The sequence below is a fragment of the Gloeobacter kilaueensis JS1 genome, assembly GCF_000484535.1.
In the GTDB taxonomy this organism is placed as follows: Bacteria; Cyanobacteriota; Cyanobacteriia; order Gloeobacterales; family Gloeobacteraceae; genus Gloeobacter; species Gloeobacter kilaueensis.
Map to the genome: position 1 here is coordinate 3,994,210 of NC_022600.1, position 22,138 is coordinate 4,016,347.

Sequence of the window (22,138 nt, forward strand, 5' to 3'; positions counted from 1 at the left end):
GTCAGCTATGAATTGTTCCGTCGGGCAAAATCGTACCTGTTAGCTTCGCTTCTTCGGTGAGATTGCCATCCCATACCGCACCGGTCAAATCCGCTTCTCTTAGATCGGCGTAGCTGAAGTCGCAGGCAGTGAGGTTGGCTCGGCGCAAATTTGTGCGGTACAAGATAGCGCCCATCAAATCCGATCCACTCAAATCCGCTTCGCTGAGATTGGCTGATTCCAGACGACATCCTCGCATATCCGACTGCCGTAACAGCGCCCGGTTGAAATTTGCACCACCGGCCAGTGTCTCCAGCAGACGCGCCCGATCAAGACAGGCTCCCTGCAAATCTGCTTCTCTTAAATCTGTATTGTCGAGATTTGCTTCGGTCAAATCCGCGCCAACAAGCAGGGCTCCCCGCAGATCGGCAGTGCCAAGATCCATAAATCGCAACGAACGGTTCTGTTCTGGCTGGTTCACTATTTCCCAAACCAGATGCCAGCGGGCATCCATGCGCGTGTTTTCGTCGATGAGAACTCCACGGAGGTTGACAGCACCAAGATACGTCCTGGAAAGGTTGGTTCCGCGTAAATCAGCGCGGTCGATACGGGCACCACCAAGATTCGCATCGCTGAGATCCAGACCGCGTAAATCCGGTGAATCCATCGACACATGGACTTGGTGCCAATACCCTTTCAGCCATCGTCCAATAGTGTATGCTTGCAGTAGTTCTTCTACAGTACGAATTGTTTTCATGCCAATAAGACTACGTAGGAAATCTACAGTACATCTTTAAATTCAAGAATGATGTTGAGCAGCTTATTCCTCCTTTTTACAATTAGGTGTACTTTGTTGTTTGGCAGCTGTTGGAGTTTATCTACAATCTCTTTGTGCGTCAATTTTCCATACGGTACTCCATCAATATTTAGGATCTGATCCCCTGAGCGTATGTCAGCGTGCTCAGCTAATCCTTTTCTTTCAATAGCTGTTACTTTCCCACTAGAAATATCAACGCTCATGCCAACAGCAACATAGTGAAAAGCTTCACCAAAACGCACACTTTTTCGCAAGGCAATTTGTCTATGTCTTACATCGAATATCACAAAAAAACGAGAGAGTATATCATTACCTATAACGCCAGCCGTGTCAGTAACTTCCGTTGACTTACTCGATTTCGATATTAATCCTATCAGAGGCTTTATAATCTCAAATTGCCCCAGCTTAAGCGCTGTCGCCCGTACTCTGTAGAGAACGTCTGTACCTCCAAGACCCTCTGTAGAGTACTTTCTTATGTTGGGGTAGCGCCTGTAAAGGTTGTTTCTTTCGACAAATGGTTGGTACAACGTTAATGAGGTTGAAGAGCCAGTATCTATATCGAACCGAGCTGAAATGCCATCAATTTTTCCTTCAATGGCTGGCATTCCTAGCGAACTAACGACAAAGGGGAAGACGACGTTCTCGCAGTTGGGAGCTACTTTTTGTGAGTTATTGAAGTAAGCCTTCAAATTAATATAATCAAGTTGAATAAGGAAATTTTGAAAGAAATCTAATCCGAGAATAGCATCAATTTTTGAAAGTGCTGAAGAGTCAGGCATTACTGCCGAAGGAAGCACACGTAGAATAGTTTTACTCAACTTCAAGTTACCAATCTCAAGATTTTCTACTGTTGTTTCTTGAGATGTTTGTACAGGAGAACTTCCATTGCTCCCAATAAACTCAGGACGCATGAGAGAGCGGGTCGGCAATCTAAGTTTTTGCGCAACTCTTTCAGATATGAAGTTAATGGTGGCCCCTGAGTCAAGGATAAGATTAAACGGTCCCTGACCATTTATGTACGCATCGAATGCAATGAGCCCAGGAGGAGGAGAAGAACGAAAAGGAACAACAATTTCAGACTCAATTTGCTTCGCCTGGTAACTGTCAGCTTTACAAGCCGTAGAGCTATAGATTTCTGCAAGTGCAGGAGTCGTCAAAAATGGCAGAATGAAAACCGCTTTTAAAGCAGTCTGTAGAAGAACAGAAGCAGAGCTACTGCTCACAGTTGCTTTTATCTGTTCGTGCTCCACCCCACGAGTTGAAGACTCCGCCAGAAAATTCTGGACTACCGTCTTTATCGACTCCAGCCGAAATACTCACTGTAGTCTTTCCACCGGGATGACTCTGGCATGTATCGACATTCACATGCGCGCCATCTTTGTTGATTTTAGTTTTAATATCCGTATATCCACCATCCACCTCTGGGTTGCTTGTACCAGTATTAGCAGGAGTAGTGGGTTTGGAAATAGGGCCACCTAAATCACCGGCTTTAGTGCTGAGCTTGTTTCCAACGCCTGTATCGTTGCCCGCTAGCAGAGTTGGGGTAGAGCCATTCTGTGTATCTGCCTTCTCTGGTAAACCTGTATAGGTCTCGCTGGAAGCAGTAACAAAGTTGCTTACTCCTGAAGGCATTCCATCGCAACCTTCAGCTATACCTGCTCTATTGTCAGCCGCAGTAGGATAGCTGACTTCTCCAGTTCTGACTTTGTCCTGATTGACTATTTGCAAGTTGAAATTCTCAAAGCCGTTGTCTAGGCCATATTCAAAACCGTTACTGTAGTAGCCTTGCTCGCCTGCAGCAACGAGCAGTGCGGGATCAACCGGCAGGCTCTGCTCGCCTTGAGAAACATTCCACTCGTCCCAACTATTATCCGGCAAGTCAAAGCCTGTATCGTTGCTGTCGTTGTCTACCTGTCCGTAATTGCCGATCTCCTGCTCCCGGAGCGAGCCATAGGACTCCTCACCACTTAAGGCAGACTCTCCGTCAGCATCCTCGTACTGGTTGTAGCTGCTGGAAAAACTCGCGAATCCTGTGTTTTGTTCTTCATCAAACGGATTAAAGCCGTATGCATCTTGCTGCTGGCTATACCCATAATTGTCAGCACTCTCGAAGTCTGTTTCTGGCTGCTGGTCAGAGGGGAAGTTGATGTTGTCCCAAATATCGCTATTGGGAAAGCCGAGGGCAGCATTGCCTATGAAAGCGCCCTGCTCACCGTACTGTGTATCTGTAGAGAAGTCGTAGTCAGTACCGTCACTTTCTAAGTACTGTTGCCCATAGCTGTTGTTGTCATCCACAAGATAGGACTGCTCGCCATCGCCAGCCTCTGTGTGCCCTTCCTCGTCAGTGCCGTTGCCAGACTCTGAATACTCTTGTTCGTCGCCTTCGCTTGCCGAATACTCTCGCTCGTTTTCGTTCCCGAAGCCATCGCCGGCAAAATTCTGCTGTTGTTCGCCAAAAAGGTTTTCCTCGTCCATGACGCACCTGCAGAAAGGGGTTGCTTCTGTGCAATGTAAGCCATTAATTTGGAGTCGTCAAGAACTATTCGGGGGAAATACAGTGTCTGGGGCAACCTGCTCAAGTTCGTTTTCGATGCCTCTACCCGGTGATCTGTGGGCAGCGCGAGAAAAGAGAGCCTGAAGTCAGCTATAGACCTCTTGCATGCATGTCCAGGAGCGGTGTCCGACGATGTGGTGGGCAAAACCTTTGTAAGAGCAAGTCGAGACGATGAATTTCTCGAACCGAGAAGTTAAACTTCCAAACAGTTGATCGAACAGTATGCGATGATGCTAACTCCGCGAGTTCTCGAACAAGCCCTGGAAATTCTTGGAGAGTTACTTGCTGAGCGTGGGTCACCCTATGGGCTTGCTGTCATCGGGGGTGGAGGACTGGCTTTATTGGGACTGATAGACCGCGCTACGCGAGACATCGACGTGGTTGCCCGCGTAGAAGGTGCAGGGTACATCTCGGCTGAGCCCCTGCCGCCTGTGCTCAAAGAAGCGGTTGAGCAAACGGCTCTGCTGCTCGATCTGGATCGTAGCTGGCTGAATGGAGCCCCAACGGACCTCCTGCGGTTTGGCCTGCCCCAAGGTTTTCGAGAAAGAGCGCTGGTACGCCGATACAGTGCGCTGACCCTGCAACTTGCTAGTCGCTACGACCAGATTCACTTCAAATTATTCGCAGCGGTGGATCAAGGAGCAAAGAGTAAACACTTCGCGGATCTCAAGCGACTACAGCCATCGACGGAGGAGTTGCTGGCAGCCGCTCGCTGGTGTCTGATTCAGGCCGGTGGGATCGAGGGTGATCTGCGTGCGGCTCTAAGCGCACTGGGGGTACCGGGCGATGTCGAGCTTTAGAGAACAGTTGTCGGAGTACACTTTGCTGCTGCTCTGGAGTTTGTGGACAGAGTTAGGAGTAGCTGGGCTTCATCGATACCACACCGATTGCCTGGTTGATCCGGAAGCACTGGTCCTGCTCACTGGCTGGCTGGGCCAGTCAGATCCGAGGTTGCAGGAGGAAGTGTTTTCCGATTGGTGCCGCCGCTACGGAAATCTCCTGTCACTACAGCGCGTTTATGGCCTGGCAAAATCTTTTGATTATTTAGATCTCAAAGACTCATTTGATTTGATTGCGCAATCGCTGGATAAGAAACCTCCCAGGCATCTAACTCAGCAGATGCACAGTGGTTCCAGCGGAAAGTCCCGGCTACCATCCTTGACTCAGCCTTCGCTACTGTTGCTGCGCCTGGCAGCTATTTTTGGGGTTGGCAACCGGACCGTAACGATTGCCGCTTTACTGGCTGAACCGAATGGTCTGAGCGCGTCGGATATTGCTTTTATCTGCGGTTATAGCAAGCGCAATGTGGCGAATACGCTGGAAGCGCTGCACCTGGGAGGCTTGCTTCACAAACTAGAAGTCAAAAACAGGCTCCAATACCATCTGACCAAGTCCAAGCAACTGCTGAGCCTGATTGGTCCACTGCCTGAGAACATGACCGGCTGGCTCTTTGTATTCAGTTTTATAGCGCTCTGGACCCACTATTCCCAGCAGAACGACGGAGCTTCCACGCTGAGGCGGGCAGTATCTGCCGTGAAATTGATGAAGGGGATGCATTCTGTTCTTACCCTGATCGGCTGTTCGCCGCCGATCCTGGAAGGCGAGCCAGAGAAAGATCTGGAGCAAATCGAGGTGTGGGTTCTACGGACAAATGCTGAAATTGCAAAGGGTACCTCGGTTCTACTGAAACACTCCTTTCTGTTGCCGCCCCTAACTGCGGACTTCTTTATAAGAGACATTCAACCTTCACGGTAAGAGAGTGTTTGCAAGCCAGATTCTAAGCAGACGAAGGCGATTAAACGTCAGCTCCAAGCAGCCCTATGTCCCTTGCAGCAGAAGAAAAATAAGACGAGTCTGCAACTGACTCCACCCATCCCGCCTGCAGCCCAGTTACAGTGAACCCCCCCTCTTCTCCTCTGCCCGGCGGGGCAGCCCCCCATTCGGGGGGCAGGAGGAGGAGAGCGGGGGGCAGGGGGGGTGTGGAGGGGTGGGGACCGTTTTAGCAAGCACCCAAAACCGCAAGCAACACGAGCGCCGAAGCGGATCAAGCTGCTCACACTTCAGCGTCTAATTAGACAAAGGAGGATGACAGGCAGCTGCTCAGAAGGCTGGCAAAAACATGATGTAAAAACACCCTCTCAGCCAGGTTCAAGGGTGATGTCCATCTGATAGAACTTGAAGGTATTCTCCTCGCTCGGTTGGTCGCAGGCCACCAGACGATAGCGATCGAGCACGTCGGCTATAAAATCTGGCTTCTCGTGCTCCGGCAGACACCATGTCCAGGCAACGAAGGTGACCTGACCGAAGGCGAAGAATGCCTCGCGGGAACCGAAATCCCAGGCTTTGTCCGCCGTGCGCAGGTGCAGGATTTTCAGGCCGTTTTGCTCGGCTCTGGCTGCATACTGCTCCGGTGTCAGGTGCAGATAAGGATCGCGGAAATCTTGAAAGGAGGTGGACCAGCGGGGCGATTGTCGCGTCTGCTCAAGCACGTCTTCGAGGCTCGGGCGCTCGCCTTTGGGGACGAGGCGGAGTTGGGCCCGGCCATGGGGACGCAGGGCAGTGTGAATGGAATGTAAAGCAGCATCCTGCTCGGGTATCCAGTGGAGGGCGTTGAAGGAGACGATGAGATCGAATTCGCTCTTGAAGGGCAGGTGGCGGGCATCGGCCACCTCAAAGCGCAGCCGGGGCCAGTCGGCGGGGGCAAAGTGTGACGAGGCGAAGCTAATCATCTGCTCGGAGCTATCGATGCCCAAGACCGCTCCTGCAGGAACGCGCTCAGCGATCTGCGCGGTAATCTTGCCGTTGCCGCAGCCGATATCGAGCACTTGCTCTGTACCGTCGAGTTTCAGCAAAGCCAGCACCTCGTCGGCCATCGCGCGCTGCAGTGCCGATATCTGGGTGTACTGGGCGGCGTTCCATTCGACCACAGGCTGCTCCTTTGCCTCAAGAATTGCACACAGGCGGGGCGGCCCGCTATGGCAGAAGAAGGCTGTGAGGGAGTTACCGACAGCTTTTGAACGAGGCGAAGGACAACCGGCTTATAAAGTGTTCGAGGCATTGCGGGCAGAGCGTGACACACCGCGTTGAGGTTGCGTCCTTGGATTCGGCAGCGCTCACCTGAAATAGCACAAGCCCGGTACAACGGCCTTGCACTTGCAATCGAAGCGCTGGAGCCATTCAGCCCTTATGGTAAAAACAGAGCACGAAAGTTATTAATAGTGGCATGATCCATCTTTTCAAAAGGCAGCACCCTGCTGGCTGGAGGCCGGTCCAGAGGCAGAATATCCATAGCCGATAAGATACCGAAATAGGCATTCATTCTCATGTGCGGCTCTTCTTCAGCGTTCATGACCGTCTCATACAGAGTTTTCGCCATCTCGTATCTGAGGTCAGGTTCGATAACATCCGGCAGCACCTCTCCCAGGCCGACCAGTGCAATGCCGCGCACCATCATATCCGGATCGTTGATAGCAAGTTCCAGACCAGCCCGCGCGTATTCCGCGAATCTAAATCTTGTCAGAAGCGCTCCGACCGCATTCCACCGCACCATAACATCGGTTGAATCGAGCGTAGTGGCGATTACAGGCGCAGTGGAAAACGCGGCGCAATCGGTTGCTACGGTTATGGCTGTAAAGGGATCGGGGCCAGCGATGAGCAACTTTAGAAATGCTGTAGAAGCACGAGAGATCCGGCCATTTCGCTCATATTCGTCGTATATGTCCTCGAAGTTCATGTGCATCTTTGACCTGCATCAGGTAAAGCAAGCCTCCAGAACGGTCGAACAGCCAGGTTCAATTTGTCAGGTTGCAACCGGCTGCTGTTCGAGCATGAGCTTGGTACGGCGGATGCGGTCGGGAATGGCGATCGGATAGTTGCCGGTAAAGCAGGCGGTGCAGAAGTTGTTGCCGCTGGTGCCGGTGGCTTCGAGCATTCCGTCGATGCTCAAGTAGGCGAGGCTATCGACGCCGATATGGCGGGCAATTTCTTCGACGCTCTTGGTGGCGGCAATCAGCTGATCTTGCGAGTCGGTGTCGATGCCGTAAAAGCAGGGATGGGTGACGGGCGGCGAGGAGATGCGCATGTGAACTTCGGCGGCTCCACTGTCGCGCAGAGCCTGGACGATCTTGCGGCTGGTGGTGCCGCGCACGATCGAATCATCGACCATGACGACGCGCTTGCCCTCGATCACGTCGGGTAGAGGATTGAGCTTCATCTTGATGCCCGCCTCGCGCATCGATTGGGTGGGCTGGATGAAGGTGCGACCGACGTAGTGGTTTTTGATCAGCCCCTGCTGAAAAGGAATGCCCAGGCGGCGGGCAAAGCCGATGGCTGCCGGGGTGCCGGAGTCGGGAATCGGGATGACGATATCGGCTTCTACAGGTGATTCGGCGGCGAGAATTTCGCCCAGGCGCTCGCGGTAGGTATAGAGGCTCTCGGCGTTCATCCGCGAGTCGGGCCGGGCAAAGTAGATCATCTCGAAGATGCACAGTTTGGGATCGGGGGTGGCCCAGCGGTGGGAAGTGAGGCCCGCCTCGGTGATTTCGACCAGCTCTCCCGGTTCGACGTCGCGCTCGTACCTGGCACCGATGATGCTCAGGGCACAGGTTTCGCTCGCAAGCACGTAGCGGCCATCGAGCCTGCCGATGACCAAGGGACGGACGCCGTTCGGATCGCGGGTGCCCAACAGGGCTCCGGGAACACCGATGACCAGGCTGAAAGCGCCGCTGCAGCGCTTGAGGGCGCGAATCGTGCCAGAAATCCAGTCATCGCCGTCATCGACCGCCTCGCCGATCGCGTGGACGATCTCCTCGGAGTCGGTGGTGGCAAGCAGGGTGTGTTCGCGGGCGAGCAACTCCTCGCGCAATTGATCGGCGTTGACCAGATTGCCGTTGTGGGCGAGGACCACCGATCCCAGGCGCGTGCGGGAGACCACAGGCTGGGCGTTGACCTGGCGGCTGGAGCCGGTAGTCGAGTAGCGGGTGTGGCCGACGGCGAGCTGGCCCTGCAACTGCTCCAGCAACTTTTCGCCAAAGACCTGGGAGACCAGCCCCATCTCTTTATGGAGGGTGTGCTTTTCGCCATTGAGCACAGCGATTCCGGCAGATTCCTGGCCGCGATGCTGGAGGGCAAATAACCCGAAGTAGGTCAGCTTGGCGACATCCTCGCCGGGGGCGAGGATACCGAAGACGCCGCAAGCCTCCTCGGGTTTGTCGGCGGCGAAGGATGATGCGCTGGTCATTGTGGCGGTGCCTCGGTGACAGGTGTGTAGGCCATGCGGCGCGGGATCGCTTGCTCCCAGGTTGTCTGCAGTTGGGAGGAGGGGGTCTGGATGGCGATATTGGTGCCTTGCAGGGCAACGGCAAAGTCTGCCGCTGCGACGGTGCCCAGAAACTGCCAGTGGGAGCCCAGGGCAGCGGCGAACCATTCTTCGCAGGCGGTCCGATGGGCCGGATCGACGCTCACGACGATCGCCGCCGCCCTCTCGCCAAAAAGCACTACGTCCGGACGATGGCCCGCAGCGTCCAGGATGGTGGCCTCCAGGCCAAGATTGCCCGCAATGCAGCATTCGGCCAGCGCAACGGCGAGCCCGCCCTCCGACAGGTCGTGGGCCGACTTGAACAGACCGCGCTCGATGCCCGCCCGACAGACAGACTGGACCTGGCATTCGAGGGCGAGGGGCAACAGCGGCGGTGAACCGGCTACCAGGCCATGCGCCCGGTAGAGGTACTCGGAGCCACCCAACGTCGGTGGCCCGCCACCCAGCAGATATACCAGATCTCCTGCGGCCTTGAAGCCCTGGGAGCAGACGCGGCGAACGTCCTCGACAAGGCCCACCATGCCGATCGTGGGCGTCGGGTAAATCGCCTGCACGCTGCCGTCGCGGGTGGTCTCGTTGTAGAGCGAGACGTTGCCGCCGGTGACAGGCGTCTTGAAGGCCCGGCAGGCGTCGGCGATGCCCCGGCAGGCCATCGCGAGCTGCCAGTAATTGTCGGGCTTTTCGGGAGAACCAAAGTTGAGGTTGTCGGTGACAGCGAGCGGTTCTGCGCCCACACAGCTCAGGTTGCGCGCCGCCTCGGCGACGGCGAGCATCGCCCCCCGGTAGGGATCGAGCCAGACGTAGCGGCTGTTGCAGTCGATTGTGGCGGCGATACCCCGCTCACCGGCAGGCACAGCCGTCACCTCGCCGACGCCAAAAGTCTGGGGGCGTACCCGGATCACCGCCGCGTCGGCAGCCCCCGGTACGATCGCGGTGTTGTTCTGCACCTGATGGTCGTACTGGCGGTAGACCCAGCGCTTGGAGGCGATGTTGGGACTGTCGAGCAACTGCAGCAGCGCCGCTGTGTAATCGGCAGGCAGCGGCAGCGTGCTCCCGTCGAACGCCTGCAATTCGCGCAGCCAGAGGGGCGGCTCGGAGAGCACCTCGCGCTCGTAGAGGGGCGCGTCGTCGGTGAGGGCACCGGCAGGCAGCTCGGCCACCACCTCGCCCCGGTGGCGGATACGGACGATCGGATCGGCCACTACCTCGCCCACGACGACCGCGTGCAGCCCCCAGCGCTCAAAAAGGGCAATCAGCTCTCCTTCGCGGCCCTTGTGGGCGACAAAGAGCATCCGCTCCTGCGATTCGGAGAGCAAAAATTCGTAGGGGACCATGCCCGTCTCGCGCACGGGCACCCGGTCGAGGTCCAGGTCGATGCCGACGCCGCCCTTGGCGGCCATCTCCGAGGAGGAGCAGGTGAGGCCCGCTGCGCCCATGTCCTGGGCAGCGACCACCGCCCCGGTGCGAAAGGCTTCGAGGCACGCCTCGATAAGCGACTTTTCGGTGAACGGATCGCCCACCTGCACGGCGGGTCGGTCCTTTTGCGACTCCTCAGAAAGTTCTGCCGAGGCGAAACTGGCCCCGCCCATGCCGTCGCGCCCGGTGGTCGAGCCGACGTAGAGCACCGGGTTGCCGATCCCTGCCGCGCCGGAGCGGACAATCTCGGGGGTTTCGAGGACGCCGATGGCCATCGCGTTGACCAGCGGATTGCCGGAGTAGGTCTCATCGAAGTAGACCTCGCCCCCCACGGTGGGAATGCCGGTGCAGTTGCCGTAGTGGCCGATGCCCTGGACGACGCCATTAAAAAGCGCCCGGTTCCGGGCGTCTTCGAGCGGTCCAAAGCGCAGCGAATTGAGGACAGCGATCGGGCGCGCCCCCATCGTAAAGATGTCGCGCAGAATGCCCCCGACGCCGGTGGCTGCCCCCTGGAAAGGCTCGACCGCACTCGGGTGGTTGTGGGATTCGACTTTGAAGGCCACGCGCAACCCGTCGCCCACATCGATGACGCCAGCATTTTCGCCGGGGCCGACCAGCACTCTTGGGCCAGTGGTCGGAAAACCTTTAAGCAGGGCTCGGGAATTTTTGTAACAGCAGTGCTCCGACCACATGACGCTGAACATGCCCAACTCGTTGAGGTTGGGGTGGCGTCCGATGAGGTCGGTGATGCGCCGGTATTCTTGAGCACTCAGGCGGTGACGGGCCAGATCGGCAGGACTAAATGGCGAAGATTCGGTCGGCGCAATCATCTCGGCCAGACAATACACCTGCCGATTATAACCTCCACACCCCCCCTACTTGCCGGTCTTTTTGACCGTGTTGGCGGTGGGGGTAAAGTTCGAGTAGCGGGCCAACTGCTCCAGCGACTGCTCACCCATATAGCGCTGACCGGCGATGTCCCAGGTGGGGAAGCTCTCGATACTCGCATCGGCGCAGGCTTTGGTCAGGCCCGAGCCCGGCTGGCCGTTGGGAGAACATTCGACGTAGGGCACAAAGCGCAGCGCCTCCGGGCCGAAGAACGATTTTTGGGCCTTGCAGTGCGGGCACCAGGAAGCGCCGTAAAATTTGGCACCGCTGGCGCGCAGGTGCTTGGCCAGAGCAACGGAATAATCGACCGGCCCGGCGGCGGCACTCTGGACGTTGTAGATGCCGTAGATCGCTGCCATGCCCACCAGCACGATGCCGAGGCCACCCAGCACGAGATTGTCCGGCTTTTGCCAGCGGTGACCGACGAGTGTGAGCACAAAGATTGCCGTCATCGTCAGCGCCGAGGCGATGCAATAAAGGCAGACCGCCACGATCTCGAAGGCGAGCAGATAGACAAGGTAAGCCGTAAAAGTCACCCCGCCCAGGGAGAGGGCAAACAGTGCCCCCCAGCGCCAGCGGTCGATGCCCGGCACCAGGGCGATAAGCAGCAAAGCCAGGTAGAGCGCCAGACCAAAGCTCGACAGCGGCAGACCAAAAAGCGAAGCGTAGGGCGTCTGCAAGACCAGATCGCAGCCCGCCCCCTGGGTGCAGAAGGCTGTCTGCGCCGCCGTCAGCTTTGTCCAACTCAGATACGCCGTCAGAGCGCTACCAAAAGCGGCGAGAGCCGCGATCGTCCAGCGCGGCCAGCTCGCTTCCTGCAGGGAGGAGACCTTCATAACCTCAAAAAAGATGGCTGCACTCTTGTTGTATCACACCGACTCGACTACCCCTCAAGGAACGGCTGCCGCCGACAAAACTCCCTCTTTAGAGAGTTTTTGTAGCGAAAAATACATTACAAAAGATTTTTTCGTATCTTTTGCTACTCTTCCAAGCTAGAATAAAAAAGAAGGCGAAGAGTAGTATGTCTATTCTTTTCAGGAGGCGCACCATGATCCAGACCGATGTCGAGCGCAAGGCGCGCAATCTCGTGCAGCGCCAGCGCTTGAATAACCGCAACCGGCAGGCGTCGTTGCTTGAAAGATGTGTCGATCGCGTCGTCGGTCGTCACCTCGAGACGCTTCATTAGTCCGGGCGAGCAAGATTAAAGGCGGGGTGCCCAAGCGCATCCCGCTTTTAGTCTGGAGACGCTCCGCGCTTTGCCGGATTCTAGACTCGAAGGTAGAACGGGCGAGCGTGCGGAGAATCGGGCGATGGTCCAGAGCTGGTCCCCTGTCCTGACAGCGGACGGATCGTTTACTTTCTATAGCGCCGAATTTGAGCAGGCTTTTCACAGCACCAGCGGTGCCCGTCAAGAAGCCCTGCACAAGTTCGTCTTGCCCAGTGGCCTGCTGGATCGGCCTGCTCCGATCCGCGTACTCGATATTTGCTACGGTCTGGGCTACAACAGCGCCGCCCTGCTCGATGCGCTCTGGCAGGTGCGACCGGCGGTGCGGGTCGAAATTCTGGCCCTCGAGCGCGATCTGACCATCCCTCGGGCTGCCTGGGGCAAGGGCTGGCTCGCCGGTTGGCCCCGCGCAGAGATGCTTTTGGGCCACCTGGCCCAGACGGGAGCGGTCGAGACAGAACCACTAGCAGCCCGGCTCATCGTCGGCGATGCCCGGCAGACGATCCAGCAGGTGCCCCCGGCCTGGGCGGACGGCATCTTCCTCGATCCGTTCTCGCCGGAGCGCTGCCCGATGCTCTGGTCGGTAGAATTTTTGCGCCTGGTGGCCCGGCGTCTGCAGCCGGACGGGACGCTGGTGAGTTACGCCTGCGGGGCGGCGGCCCGCCGGGCTTTGCAACTGGGTGGCCTTTTTGTCGGCTCGACGAAGCCGGTGGGCCGCCGCAGCCCCGGCACGGTTGCCAACCACCGGGGCGGCCTGCCGCCTCTATCGCGGCGCGAAGAAGAGCATCTTCTGACCAGGGCCGCCGTGCCCTACCGCGATCCGGACTTGAACGCCGACGCTGTCACCCTGCAGCAGAGGCGGGCTGCCGAGCAGGCAGGTAGTGCCCTGGAGCCCACCTCCCGCTGGAAGCGGCGCTGGGCCCTCAGGAAAAACGCTGCTGTGGAGGCAGGTCGTGCCCGCCAAAGAGCAGACAGCTCCCCGACGCCGTAGCCGTCGGCAACTCGCCCCAGCGGGTACTCCAGCGAGGCGAGCAGAACCGGGAGCGGCCCCGCCAGGACTGCCGGGTGCCCTCGACGGCAAAGCGCACGCTGCCTGGGCCGTGCCTGGCGTTGAGGGCGTCGAGGGTAGACATCAACCGGCGGTCCTCTTCCACTTCTACGTCCCCAAACAGGCTGAGTTGCACGGTGTTTTGATCGTGCAAGTTGCTCAGCACCACACCAGCTTTCACAAATTCCACCCCCTCGCGCCAGAGGGTTTCGATCAGGGCAAGCGCCTGCCGCTGCAGGAGTCGCGTGTCGTTGGCGGCGCACGTCAGGCTACAGCTTATCGAATTGGTATAAAAGTTGGGCTCGAAGCGGTCGGACTGGACAAATACGCCCAGTTCCCCGGCTACCAGTTGCTCGCGCCGCAGCTTGCCCGCCGCTCTGGCAGCGAAGGTGGCCACCGCCTCCTGCAATAGCTCAAGGTCGGTGAGGGGCAGAGCGAACGAGCGGCTGACGACGATCGACTTTCTGGCCGCCGGTCTGGTAGAGAGCGGCAGACAGCTCTCACCCCGCAGTTCGAGCACTGTTCTTAGAGCAACGACGCTCATCCGGGCGCGCACCCAGCCGTCGGGCAATTCGCTCAGCTGCAGGGCCGTCGGGCACCCCCGCTCGGCGAGCAGCCTCGCCCAGCGCGGACCGATGCCCCAGACTTTACCCACCGGCAGACGCTCCAGCAGTTGCTTTTCTGCTCTCTCCTCCAGTAGCGCCAGAACGCCGACATCGATTAGATCCTGCTTGATGAGCCAGTTTGCCGCCTTTGCCAGCGTCTTGGTCCGGCCTGCGCCGATGCTCACCTCGATGCCTGTCCAGCGGGCAATTGTCCGCCGGATGAGTGAGAGCAGGGCGGTGAGCTTTTCGGGCTCGACCTCCAGCCTGAGGAACACTTCGTCGATCGAGTACACCTCGATCGCGCTGGAGAACTGGCGCAAGCAGGCGACAACCCGGCGGGACATGTCGCCGTACAGCTCGAAGTTGGAGGAGCGCACCTGCAAGCCGGCGGTCCGGATGAGTTTGCGAATCCGAAAAAAGGGCACCCCCCGGACGATGCCCAGTTGCTTTGCTGCCGCATTGAGGGCGATCACACAGCCGTCGTTGTTGCTGAGCACCACCAGCGGCACCGTCGCCAAGCGCGGCTCGAAGACCGCTTCGCAGGCGGCGTAAAAACTGTTGCAATCGACGAGGGCGAACGTGCGGAGCATCACAACTTTTTCAAAGAGCGTGGATGACGTGGGTGACGACGCCCCAGATTGCCAGGTCACTTTCTGCCCGCACCTCCAGGGGCGCGTAGGCGGCATTTTCCGGCACCAGCCACACCTGCCGGTCCTGCAGGCGGAGGCGCTTGAGCGTCAGTTCGCCGTCGATGATGGCGACGACGATACTGTGATCGGCAGGTTCGAGGCTGCGATCGACGATGAGCAAGTCCCCCGGATGGATGCCCGCCCCGGTCATGCTCGTGCCGCTCGCCCGCAGATAAAACGTCGCCGCCGGGTGGCGGACCAGATGCTCGTTGAGATCGAGCCACTCGTCTATGCAGGCGTCCTCCGCCGGACTCGGAAAACCCGCCGGCACCGGCTGGCTAAATAAAGGCAGCGCCCAGCGCACCCCAAAAACCGCTCCCAGCCCATCGCCCATCCTCTACCTCCCGGCTGTACCTATAGGCCAGATTACCGAAGGCATGGACTTTTGTCCATAAAAGCAGGCAGCGCCCTGTATTATACAAAATACAACCATAATACAAGCTAATCTTCCGGAGGCCGCCGTGGCGATTCGCATTGCGCCGATTGCCCTCGAACACATCGGTAGTTACCGCCGGACCCTCGACGCGGTGGCCCGCGAGCGGCGCTACCTGTTGCTCCTTGAAGCGCCTGCCCTGCCGGATGTCGAAGCCTGGATTCGCTCCGGTATCGAAAGGGGTGCGCCGTGCTTTATCGCCCTCGACGGCGACGAGGAAGTGGTGGGCTGGTGCGCCATTCATCCTGGATCGTGGCCGGGAACTGAGCACGTCGGTCATCTGGGGATCGGTGTGCTGGCGAGCCATCGGGGACAGGGCATCGGTCGGCAGCTTATCGAAACCACCGTCACAGCCGCCTTTGCCGCTAACCTGGAGCGGATCGAACTGGAGGTATTTGCTTCCAACGGGGGAGCGATCGGCTTTTACGAGGCGTTCGGCTTTCGGTACGAAGGCTGCCGACGCAAGGCGCGCTATCTCGACGGCCTTTACGACGATCTGCTGCTGATGGCTCTATTGCGCGACGAGCAGTGCCCCTCTGCTCCCTCGGCTCCAGTGGAAAAAAAGTCCCAGGCCATTATTGAGCGCATCGAGCGCGAGAGCGGTGTACTGGGGCTTGTCGGATTGCTCACCGAGCATCTATCAGCGGATGAGCTGCAGGTGCTGCTCCTGGAAGCCTTCCGGCAGAAGGGTGAGCGGAGTACGCGGACGGCTCAGTAGCGAGCGCGCCGTTCACTTACTGCTGTTTCAACTTCCCAGCCCCTGTCTCCAGTGGGAAGAAGTGAGCGCAAGACAAGCCTGAAACTGACTTCACCTGGCCCATTGGCAGCCCAGTTACGGTGAACCCCCCTCCTTTCTCCTCGCCCCGGCGGGGGCAGGAGAGAGGAGGGGGGCAGGGGGGTGGAGAGAGGTGGGGGAAATGCTCACCTGATCCTCCCAACTATTTACCGATCAACTTCGCACTCAAAACCGCGCAAGTATTGAGTGCATTGGTATCAAATATCGGCTCAAAGTAGCCGGGAAAAGTCTGTTTCAACTTCCCAGCCAGCGACTTTGTGTTTTCCCTCACCCCCAGTGGGGAGATCAGGAGGCTGCCCTGGGTACTCGCATCGTGCCGATGGGATAGCGAAGCCAGTCATTCTTTTTGCGACGCAATCTAGAAACAGTAGCGTCGTGAGGGGCGCTGCCTGTAGGATCAACGAGTTTCGTCCGCCAAAATCGCCGAACCCACAGGATGCAGCCATGACGACAAGCCTTGTCCGCTTTCCGATCGACCTCACCCGCTACAAACCATTGGCGCTCGACCCGAGTCGGCCCACTCTCACGGACGCAGAGCGCGAGACGCTCCGGGGCAATATTCAGTTTTGCCGGGATGCGATTGTGTTTTTTACCGCCACCGGGGCGGCCCACGGCGTCGGCGGCCACACCGGAGGGCCCTACGATACGGTGCCCGAGGTGATGATCCTCGAAGCTTTCTTCAAAGGTGCGCCCGATCGCTTCGTGCCGATCTGCTTCGACGAGGCGGGCCACCGCGTCGCGACCCAGTACCTGCTTGCCGCTCTACACGGAGATCTGCCCTGGGAGCAGTTGCTCCATTACCGGGAGGCGGGTTCTCACCTGCCCGGCCATCCGGAGTTGGGGCTGACGCCGGGAGTCAAGTTCAGTTCCGGTCGTCTGGGCCACCTGTGGCCCTACGTCAACGGCGTGGCCCTGGCCAACCCCGATAAGGTCGTCATCTGCCTGGGTTCGGACGGCTCTCAGCAAGAAGGCGATGACGCGGAGGCAGCCCGCCTCGCGGTCAAGCTGGGCCTCAACGTCAAACTGGTCATCGACGACAACGATGTGACGATCGCCGGGCACCCTTCGGAGTACCTGCCGGGCTACAGCGTCGGCAAGACCCTGAGCGGCCATGGCCTCGCAGTCGAAGCGGGGGACGGCGAGGATCTCGACCAGTTGTACACCCGGCTGTGCGCGGCAGTTAACACCCATGGGCCGGTGGCGGTCATCAACAAGCGCAAGATGGCGGTGGGCATCGATGGCCTCGAAGGCTCGACCCACGGCCACGATGTCATCCCCGTCGATAAGGCGGTGGCCTACCTCGAAAAGCGCGGCCAGGACGAAGCAGCCCGCTACCTCAAGCAGTTGCAAAAGCCCAAGGACACCTACACCTACCTGGGTTCGGGCAACAAACTGGGCTCCAACCGCACCGTCTTCGGCGAGGCGGTGGTAGAAGTACTGTCCAGGCTCGACGAGCCGACCCGCAAGCGGACGGTGATGTGCATCGACAGCGACCTGGAAGGCTCCACCGGCCTCAAGGTGATTCGCGAGCGCTTCCCGGATATCTACGTCAGTTCGGGAATCATGGAGCGGGGCAACTTTTCCGCTGCCGCCGGTTTCGGGATGGCCGAGGGCAAGCAGGGCATCTTCAGCACCTTCAGCGCCTTTCTTGAGATGTGCATCTCAGAAATTACGATGGCCCGTCTGAATCGCTCGAACGTGCTCAGCCACTACTCCCACGCGGGCATCGACGATATGGCCGACAACACCTGCCACTTCGGCATCAACAACCTGTTTGCCGACAACGGCCTCGACGACGGCTACGAGACGCGGCTATATTTCCCGGCGGACGCCGCCCAGATGCGCGCCTGTGTGGAGGCGGTCTTCCCCCAGCCGGGTTTGCGCTTTATCTTCTCGACCCGTTCAAAGACACCGAACATTCTCACCGCCGAGGGCAGCGACTTTTATGGGCCGGGCTACAGCTTCACCCCCGGCAAGGACGAGGTGATCCGCGAGGGCAGCGCCGGTACGATCGTGAGCTTCGGCGAAGCGCTGTACCGCTGCCTCGATGCGGTCGAACGCCTCAAGCAGGAGGGCATCGATGTCGGCTTGATCAACAAACCGACCCTCAACGTGATCGACGAGCAGAGCCTGGCACGGGCCGGCGCTTCGCCCTTCGTGCTGGTGGTCGAAGGTTTCAACCGGCGCACCGGACTGGGCAGCCGCTTTGGCTCGTGGCTTCTGGAGCGGGGCTTTGCCCCCAGATTCGCTCACCTCGGTACCCACAAGGAAGGCTGCGGTGGTCTCTGGGAGCAGTACCCCTACCAGGGCCTCGACCCGGTGAGCATCATTGCCAAAGTCAAGGAACTGGTGGGCTGAGGTGGCTTAGAGCCGGTCGCGGTTTTTGGTCCGCACCCGCTCGTAGAGCTGCTCCATCACCGCGATAAACGAATTGTCCCGGTGCCAGAAAGCCGGGTAGTCTCCCTGGGTCTTGACCAGAAGCGCTGCGACGGCGGTGGGCCTGGGGCTCTGGGGGGGCGGCAGGTGTTTTTCTCCGTGCCAGAAGCGCTTGAGGTCGATGAGTTCTGGAAGGGGAACCGTGCCGGGCCGCGTGTAATAAGTATCAATCGCTACCGGGTCCAGGGGCGTCGCTTCGAGCTGACTGGCGAGGGCGCGCCCCAGGGGAGATTTGAGCAGTTCGGCCTGCAGAGCCTCGCGGCTCAGCCCCCGCAACTCGAAGAGCAAAAAGGGATTGGCGTCCAACTCGGCTGCCAGGCGATAGCAGACACCAGCCACGTGCTTGCAGGGGTTCGCCCAGTCCGGACAGGAACAGCTGGTCTGAAAATCCCAACTGCCGACGGGCAAAAGCCGCTCGTCTGAGCGCTTAAAACTCGCCTCGATGTCGTCGGGCATCTGGTTCATCAACAGTTGCGCCACACTGCTCGCCTGGGTGGATAGGTGCCGGATGATCCGCTCCCAGGCAGGGGCAGGAATGTTCGTCAGCGCAATCGTCGTCTGGTAGCGGGGTTCCTTGTAGACCCCGTAGTAAGGGTTGACGTTGCCCCGCACCGTCGCCCGGATCGTCGCACCGTCGATCTCAAAGTGCAGCAGACGATCCGGCCCCGAGTAGGCGTTGCCCCGGCTGAGGCGCGCCCCATCGCAAAAGAGCCGCAGCGCATCGAGAAAGCGCTTTCCCCACCAGGTACGGCTGTGCTGGACCATCGGCTGTCTCCTATTCGAGTAGAGCGCTCTCGCTCAGGGCAATCAGTTCTTTGAAGCGCTCGTTGTCCAGTTCGCTCAGCCACGACTCGTCCGCGCCGACGATGGCGGAGGCGACCTGTTTTTTGTGTTCGATCATCTGGTCGATGCGCTCTTCGAGGGTACCCATGACCACAAATTTGTGGACAAAGACATTTTTGATCTGCCCGATGCGAAAGGCGCGGTCGGTGGCCTGGTCTTCGACCGCCGGATTCCACCAGCGGTCGAAGTGAAAGACGTGGTTGGCGCGGGTGAGGGTGATGCCGACCCCACCCGCCTTCAAAGAGAGAATAAAGACCGAAGGGCCGGTGTCGGGGTCTTGAAATTCGCTGATCTGCCGCTCGCGCTTTTCGCGGCTGACGCCGCCGTGCAAAAAATAGGTGTTGTAGTGTCGCTGGCGCAGGTGCCGCTCCAGGGCGGCCCCGATTTCACGAAACTGGCTGAAGACGAGCAGGCTCTCGCCCTCGGCGATCACCTCCTCGATCATCTCGCCCAGGCGGCTGAGCTTGTGGGAGCGCTCCGGGCTGAAGGGGCTGTTGTCTTGCAGAAACTGCATCGGGTGGTTGCAGATTTGCTTGAGTCGGGTGAGGGTGGCGAGGATCAATCCCTTGCGGGCGATGCCCTCCACCTGCTCGATCTGCGCTTCGACGTCCTTGAGCACCGCCGCATAGAGCGACGCCTGCTCCCGCGTCAACTGGCAGTAGAGCTTTTGCTCGATCTTGTCGGGCAGGTCGCGGATGATGTTGGGATCGCTCTTGACCCGCCGCAGGACCAGCGGTTCGATGAGCCGCTTGAGCCGGGCGGCTTGCTCGCGGTCGTTTTCTTTTTGAATCGGCAGCTCGAAGCGCTTGCGAAACTGGCTCTCGTTGCCCAGGTAGCCGGGGTTGAGAAACTGGAAAATAGACCACAGATCGAGCAGGCGGTTCTCGATCGGTGTTCCGGTGAGGGCGAGGCGGGAGCGGGCGGGCAATTTCTGGATCGCCCGCGTCTGGCCGGCCTTTGGATTTTTGATGTTCTGGGCCTCGTCGATCACCAGCCGCTGCCACTCGAGCGCGCCAAAGAGCCGCTCGTCCTTGCGCACCAGAGTGTACGAGCTGAGCACGACATCGTGGGTACGGCAGGCAGCCTGGAACGCTTCCGATGTCTGGGGACGACCAGAGCCGTGATGGACGTGGACTTTGAGTTGGGGCGCGAACTTTTCAATTTCCTTGCGCCAGTTACCCAGCACCGAGGTCGGAGCAATCAGCAGGGTCGGAGCCGCTGCGGGCGATTCGGCCTTTTCGTGGAGGAGTCGGGCAATCACCTGCAGGCTCTTGCCCAGGCCCATGTCGTCGGCCAGACAGCCGCCCAAGCCCAGCTGTTCGAGGTAGGTGAGCCAGGAGAGCCCCCGCTGCTGGTAGGGGCGCAGCCTGCCCACCAATCCGGGCGGATCGGCGAGGGCGATCAGCCGGCTCTGGTCGCTGAGCCGGTCCAGCATCGAGCGCAGAGCGGCATCGCATTCAAATTCCAGATCGCTTTCGGAGGCACTCAACTTCATCCACTCCAGCAGCGACAGCGCCGGTCGTTCCTCGCGGTGCCTGCGCCAGAACTCGAGCATCTGCTGCATCCGTTCCGCTTCGAGCACCAGCCACTGGCCGCGCAGCTGCACCAGGGGCAACTTGGCTGCGATCAACTTCTGCCACTCCGACTCGCTCAGGCTCTGATCGCCGATGCTCAGCTCGTACTGGTAGTCGATGAGCGTCTGCAGGTTCAATAGTCCCTGGCCCGCAGAAGCCGCCTGGCGGGCAGTTGCCTTCAGCCGAATACGGGCGCGACGGCGGCCCTCGGGGGTCCACCAAGCGGGCACCAGCACCCGAAAACCAGCCTCCTCCAGTACCCAGGCGCTGTCCTGCAAAAAGGCGAAGGCTTCCTCCACCTCCAGATCCAGCCCGACCGGATGGGAGGTGCGCAGCCCCGCCCAGAGGAGCGGGCACATCCGCGCCGCGTAGCCAAGGGCTAAAAGCAGGTTCGCCTCAAAATCGCTGCCCAGCCAGTGCTGCTGCCACTGCTGCCGTTCGGCCTCGGGCGCACTCCAGTAATCGAACAGCGACAACCGCCAGGACGGATCGCGGCGCGAGGCCACCAGAAAGCTCAATTGCCAGAGCGTCTGGTGCTCGTCCTCTTCCTCCGGTGCCTCCAGTTGCAGGCAGAGCACGAAGGCGGTGCTGCTCCACAGGTGGGTGAGTTTTTGCTGCCAGGATTGCCACTGCCGGTAATCGTCCAGAGCACCCGGACGATCCGCCGACCAGTAACTCTGAGCACCCGACAAACAGTCTGCCACCAGTGAGCCGCTCAGTTGCTGGTCGAAGGCCGCCGTCAGCGGCGTATGGGTGACGACGGCGTTCAGGACCACTTCACAGAAGTGGCGCAGCAGATCTTCTGCAACCAGCGGAGAACTGGGAGGCTGTAGGCCGACGCTGCCCAGGGTGCAGACCAGGGGCATCGCTTCGGCGTACTGCCTGAGGCCCGCCTCGTACTGCTCGCCGACGCACTGCCAGCCCGGATAGATCTGGGCGGGGGGCGCTTTCTTTTTGCCCTTCTCAGGGGGCAGCTTTCGGTATCTGAGCGCCGGGATGTAGTGGTCCTTGTAGATGACGGCTTTGAGAAACTGACTGCAATGGTGCCAGAACAGCAGATCGCCCCCCAGTTGAATCTCGCCCCGGTTCTGCTGAATAAGAAAGTGCAGGTCGTGCAGAAAGCGGACAAGTCCGCCCGCCGGAAGCCTGTAGCAATCGATCGGCTGGGGCTGCCACTGCCAGTCAGTGGGCAGTTCTAATTCCAGAAATCGCGCCAGCTCCGGCGAAGGCAGGGAGCGACCACTGGCGGCAGGCAGCAAAAAGCTGCAGCGGACGATCTGCCGCCGGACCTGGGCGGGAGGACCGAGGGGCAAGGACAGATCCTCGCAGAGCAGTTTCTGCAGCGTTGGTCCGCTCAAATAGCCGGGATGGCCGCCGCCTGCTGTCTCCGCCCACAGATAAAACGCGCCATCCTGAATAAAAGGATCGTCCGTTGGATCTAAAAGCCAGGTGCCGTGCAGGATCTGCATGACTGCTCTGTATCAGCAGGTTTTCTGTGGCCCGCAAGCAATCCTTCGG

At 59.2% G+C, this 22,138-nt stretch carries 18 protein-coding genes; 6 read left to right on the forward strand and 12 right to left on the reverse strand.

Annotation, left to right across the window (positions count from 1 at the left end; genetic code table 11):
* Window position 1: 1 nt before the first annotated feature.
* The 3 genes from GKIL_RS23010 to GKIL_RS18455 are packed head-to-tail and all read right to left on the reverse strand — an operon-like array spanning window position 2 to window position 3,271.
* Entirely contained in the window at window positions 2-736 is a 735-nt protein-coding gene (locus GKIL_RS23010; RefSeq protein WP_081705306.1) for a pentapeptide repeat-containing protein, read from the reverse strand.
* A gap of 23 nt (window positions 737-759) precedes the next feature.
* Window positions 760-2,046: an aspartyl protease family protein gene (locus tag GKIL_RS23875; RefSeq protein WP_144080428.1), complete on the reverse strand. Its 1,287-nt coding sequence runs from the start codon at window positions 2,044-2,046 to the stop codon at window positions 760-762.
* Window positions 2,009-3,271, reverse strand: a complete 1,263-nt coding sequence (locus GKIL_RS18455; RefSeq protein ID WP_023175347.1) for a hypothetical protein — start codon at window positions 3,269-3,271, stop codon at window positions 2,009-2,011. The genes GKIL_RS23875 and GKIL_RS18455 overlap by 38 nt, the downstream gene beginning before the upstream one ends.
* A gap of 306 nt (window positions 3,272-3,577) precedes the next feature.
* On the opposite strand from GKIL_RS18455, the gene GKIL_RS18460 reads away from it, so the two are divergent.
* Window positions 3,578-4,150 (forward strand): hypothetical protein, encoded by a 573-nt coding sequence (locus tag GKIL_RS18460; protein ID WP_023175348.1) that lies wholly within the window; start codon window positions 3,578-3,580, stop codon window positions 4,148-4,150.
* The gene (locus GKIL_RS18465; RefSeq protein WP_023175349.1) at window positions 4,137-5,105 is read left to right on the forward strand and encodes a hypothetical protein; all 969 of its coding nucleotides are present in this window, start codon (window positions 4,137-4,139) and stop codon (window positions 5,103-5,105) included. The genes GKIL_RS18460 and GKIL_RS18465 overlap by 14 nt, the downstream gene beginning before the upstream one ends.
* Window positions 5,106-5,488: 383 nt before the next feature.
* Here GKIL_RS18465 and GKIL_RS18470 read toward each other — a convergent pair whose 3' ends face one another.
* From GKIL_RS18470 to GKIL_RS18490, 5 genes are all read right to left on the reverse strand, one after another.
* On the reverse strand, window positions 5,489-6,277 hold the full coding sequence (locus GKIL_RS18470) for a class I SAM-dependent methyltransferase (protein ID WP_023175350.1): 789 nt from the start codon (window positions 6,275-6,277) through the stop codon (window positions 5,489-5,491).
* 257 nt (window positions 6,278-6,534) lie between these two features.
* Window positions 6,535-7,089, reverse strand: coding sequence for a hypothetical protein (locus GKIL_RS18475; RefSeq protein ID WP_023175351.1), 555 nt, complete (start codon window positions 7,087-7,089; stop codon window positions 6,535-6,537).
* A 60-nt stretch (window positions 7,090-7,149) separates the two neighbouring features.
* On the reverse strand, window positions 7,150-8,589 hold the full coding sequence (purF, locus tag GKIL_RS18480) for an amidophosphoribosyltransferase (RefSeq protein ID WP_023175352.1): 1,440 nt from the start codon (window positions 8,587-8,589) through the stop codon (window positions 7,150-7,152).
* Entirely contained in the window at window positions 8,586-10,913 is a 2,328-nt protein-coding gene (purL, locus tag GKIL_RS18485) for a phosphoribosylformylglycinamidine synthase subunit PurL (protein ID WP_023175353.1), read from the reverse strand. The genes purF and purL overlap by 4 nt, the downstream gene beginning before the upstream one ends.
* A gap of 45 nt (window positions 10,914-10,958) precedes the next feature.
* On the reverse strand, window positions 10,959-11,807 hold the full coding sequence (locus tag GKIL_RS18490) for a vitamin K epoxide reductase family protein (RefSeq protein WP_023175354.1): 849 nt from the start codon (window positions 11,805-11,807) through the stop codon (window positions 10,959-10,961).
* Window positions 11,808-12,019: 212 nt separating this feature from the next.
* Between GKIL_RS18490 and GKIL_RS25410 the strand changes: the two genes are divergently transcribed.
* The gene (locus GKIL_RS25410) at window positions 12,020-12,157 is read left to right on the forward strand and encodes a hypothetical protein (RefSeq protein ID WP_023175355.1); all 138 of its coding nucleotides are present in this window, start codon (window positions 12,020-12,022) and stop codon (window positions 12,155-12,157) included.
* 124 nt (window positions 12,158-12,281) lie between these two features.
* The gene (locus tag GKIL_RS18495; RefSeq protein ID WP_023175356.1) at window positions 12,282-13,187 is read left to right on the forward strand and encodes a tRNA (5-methylaminomethyl-2-thiouridine)(34)-methyltransferase MnmD; all 906 of its coding nucleotides are present in this window, start codon (window positions 12,282-12,284) and stop codon (window positions 13,185-13,187) included.
* On the opposite strand, the gene GKIL_RS18500 is transcribed toward GKIL_RS18495, so the two are convergent.
* Both GKIL_RS18500 and GKIL_RS18505 read right to left on the reverse strand, forming a co-directional pair.
* Window positions 13,120-14,439, reverse strand: coding sequence for a Y-family DNA polymerase (locus GKIL_RS18500; protein WP_023175357.1), 1,320 nt, complete (start codon window positions 14,437-14,439; stop codon window positions 13,120-13,122). The two genes, GKIL_RS18495 and GKIL_RS18500, sit on opposite strands and share 68 nt — an antisense overlap.
* Before the next feature lie 10 nt (window positions 14,440-14,449).
* Entirely contained in the window at window positions 14,450-14,872 is a 423-nt protein-coding gene (locus GKIL_RS18505; RefSeq protein ID WP_023175358.1) for a LexA family protein, read from the reverse strand.
* Between the two features lie 127 nt (window positions 14,873-14,999).
* On the opposite strand from GKIL_RS18505, the gene GKIL_RS18510 reads away from it, so the two are divergent.
* Both GKIL_RS18510 and GKIL_RS18515 read left to right on the forward strand, forming a co-directional pair.
* Complete coding sequence (locus tag GKIL_RS18510) at window positions 15,000-15,689, forward strand: GNAT family N-acetyltransferase (RefSeq protein ID WP_023175359.1); 690 nt, start codon at window positions 15,000-15,002, stop codon at window positions 15,687-15,689.
* Window positions 15,690-16,211: 522 nt separating this feature from the next.
* A complete protein-coding gene (locus tag GKIL_RS18515) occupies window positions 16,212-18,125 on the forward strand; it encodes a transketolase C-terminal domain-containing protein (protein WP_023175360.1) in 1,914 nt (637 codons plus the stop codon).
* Window positions 18,126-18,131: 6 nt separating this feature from the next.
* Here GKIL_RS18515 and GKIL_RS18520 read toward each other — a convergent pair whose 3' ends face one another.
* Together GKIL_RS18520 and GKIL_RS18525 are read right to left on the reverse strand one after the other, a co-directional pair.
* The gene (locus GKIL_RS18520; RefSeq protein ID WP_023175361.1) at window positions 18,132-18,968 is read right to left on the reverse strand and encodes an SWIM zinc finger family protein; all 837 of its coding nucleotides are present in this window, start codon (window positions 18,966-18,968) and stop codon (window positions 18,132-18,134) included.
* 10 nt (window positions 18,969-18,978) lie between these two features.
* Window positions 18,979-22,089, reverse strand: coding sequence for a DEAD/DEAH box helicase (locus tag GKIL_RS18525; protein WP_023175362.1), 3,111 nt, complete (start codon window positions 22,087-22,089; stop codon window positions 18,979-18,981).
* Window positions 22,090-22,138: the final 49 nt, after the last annotated feature.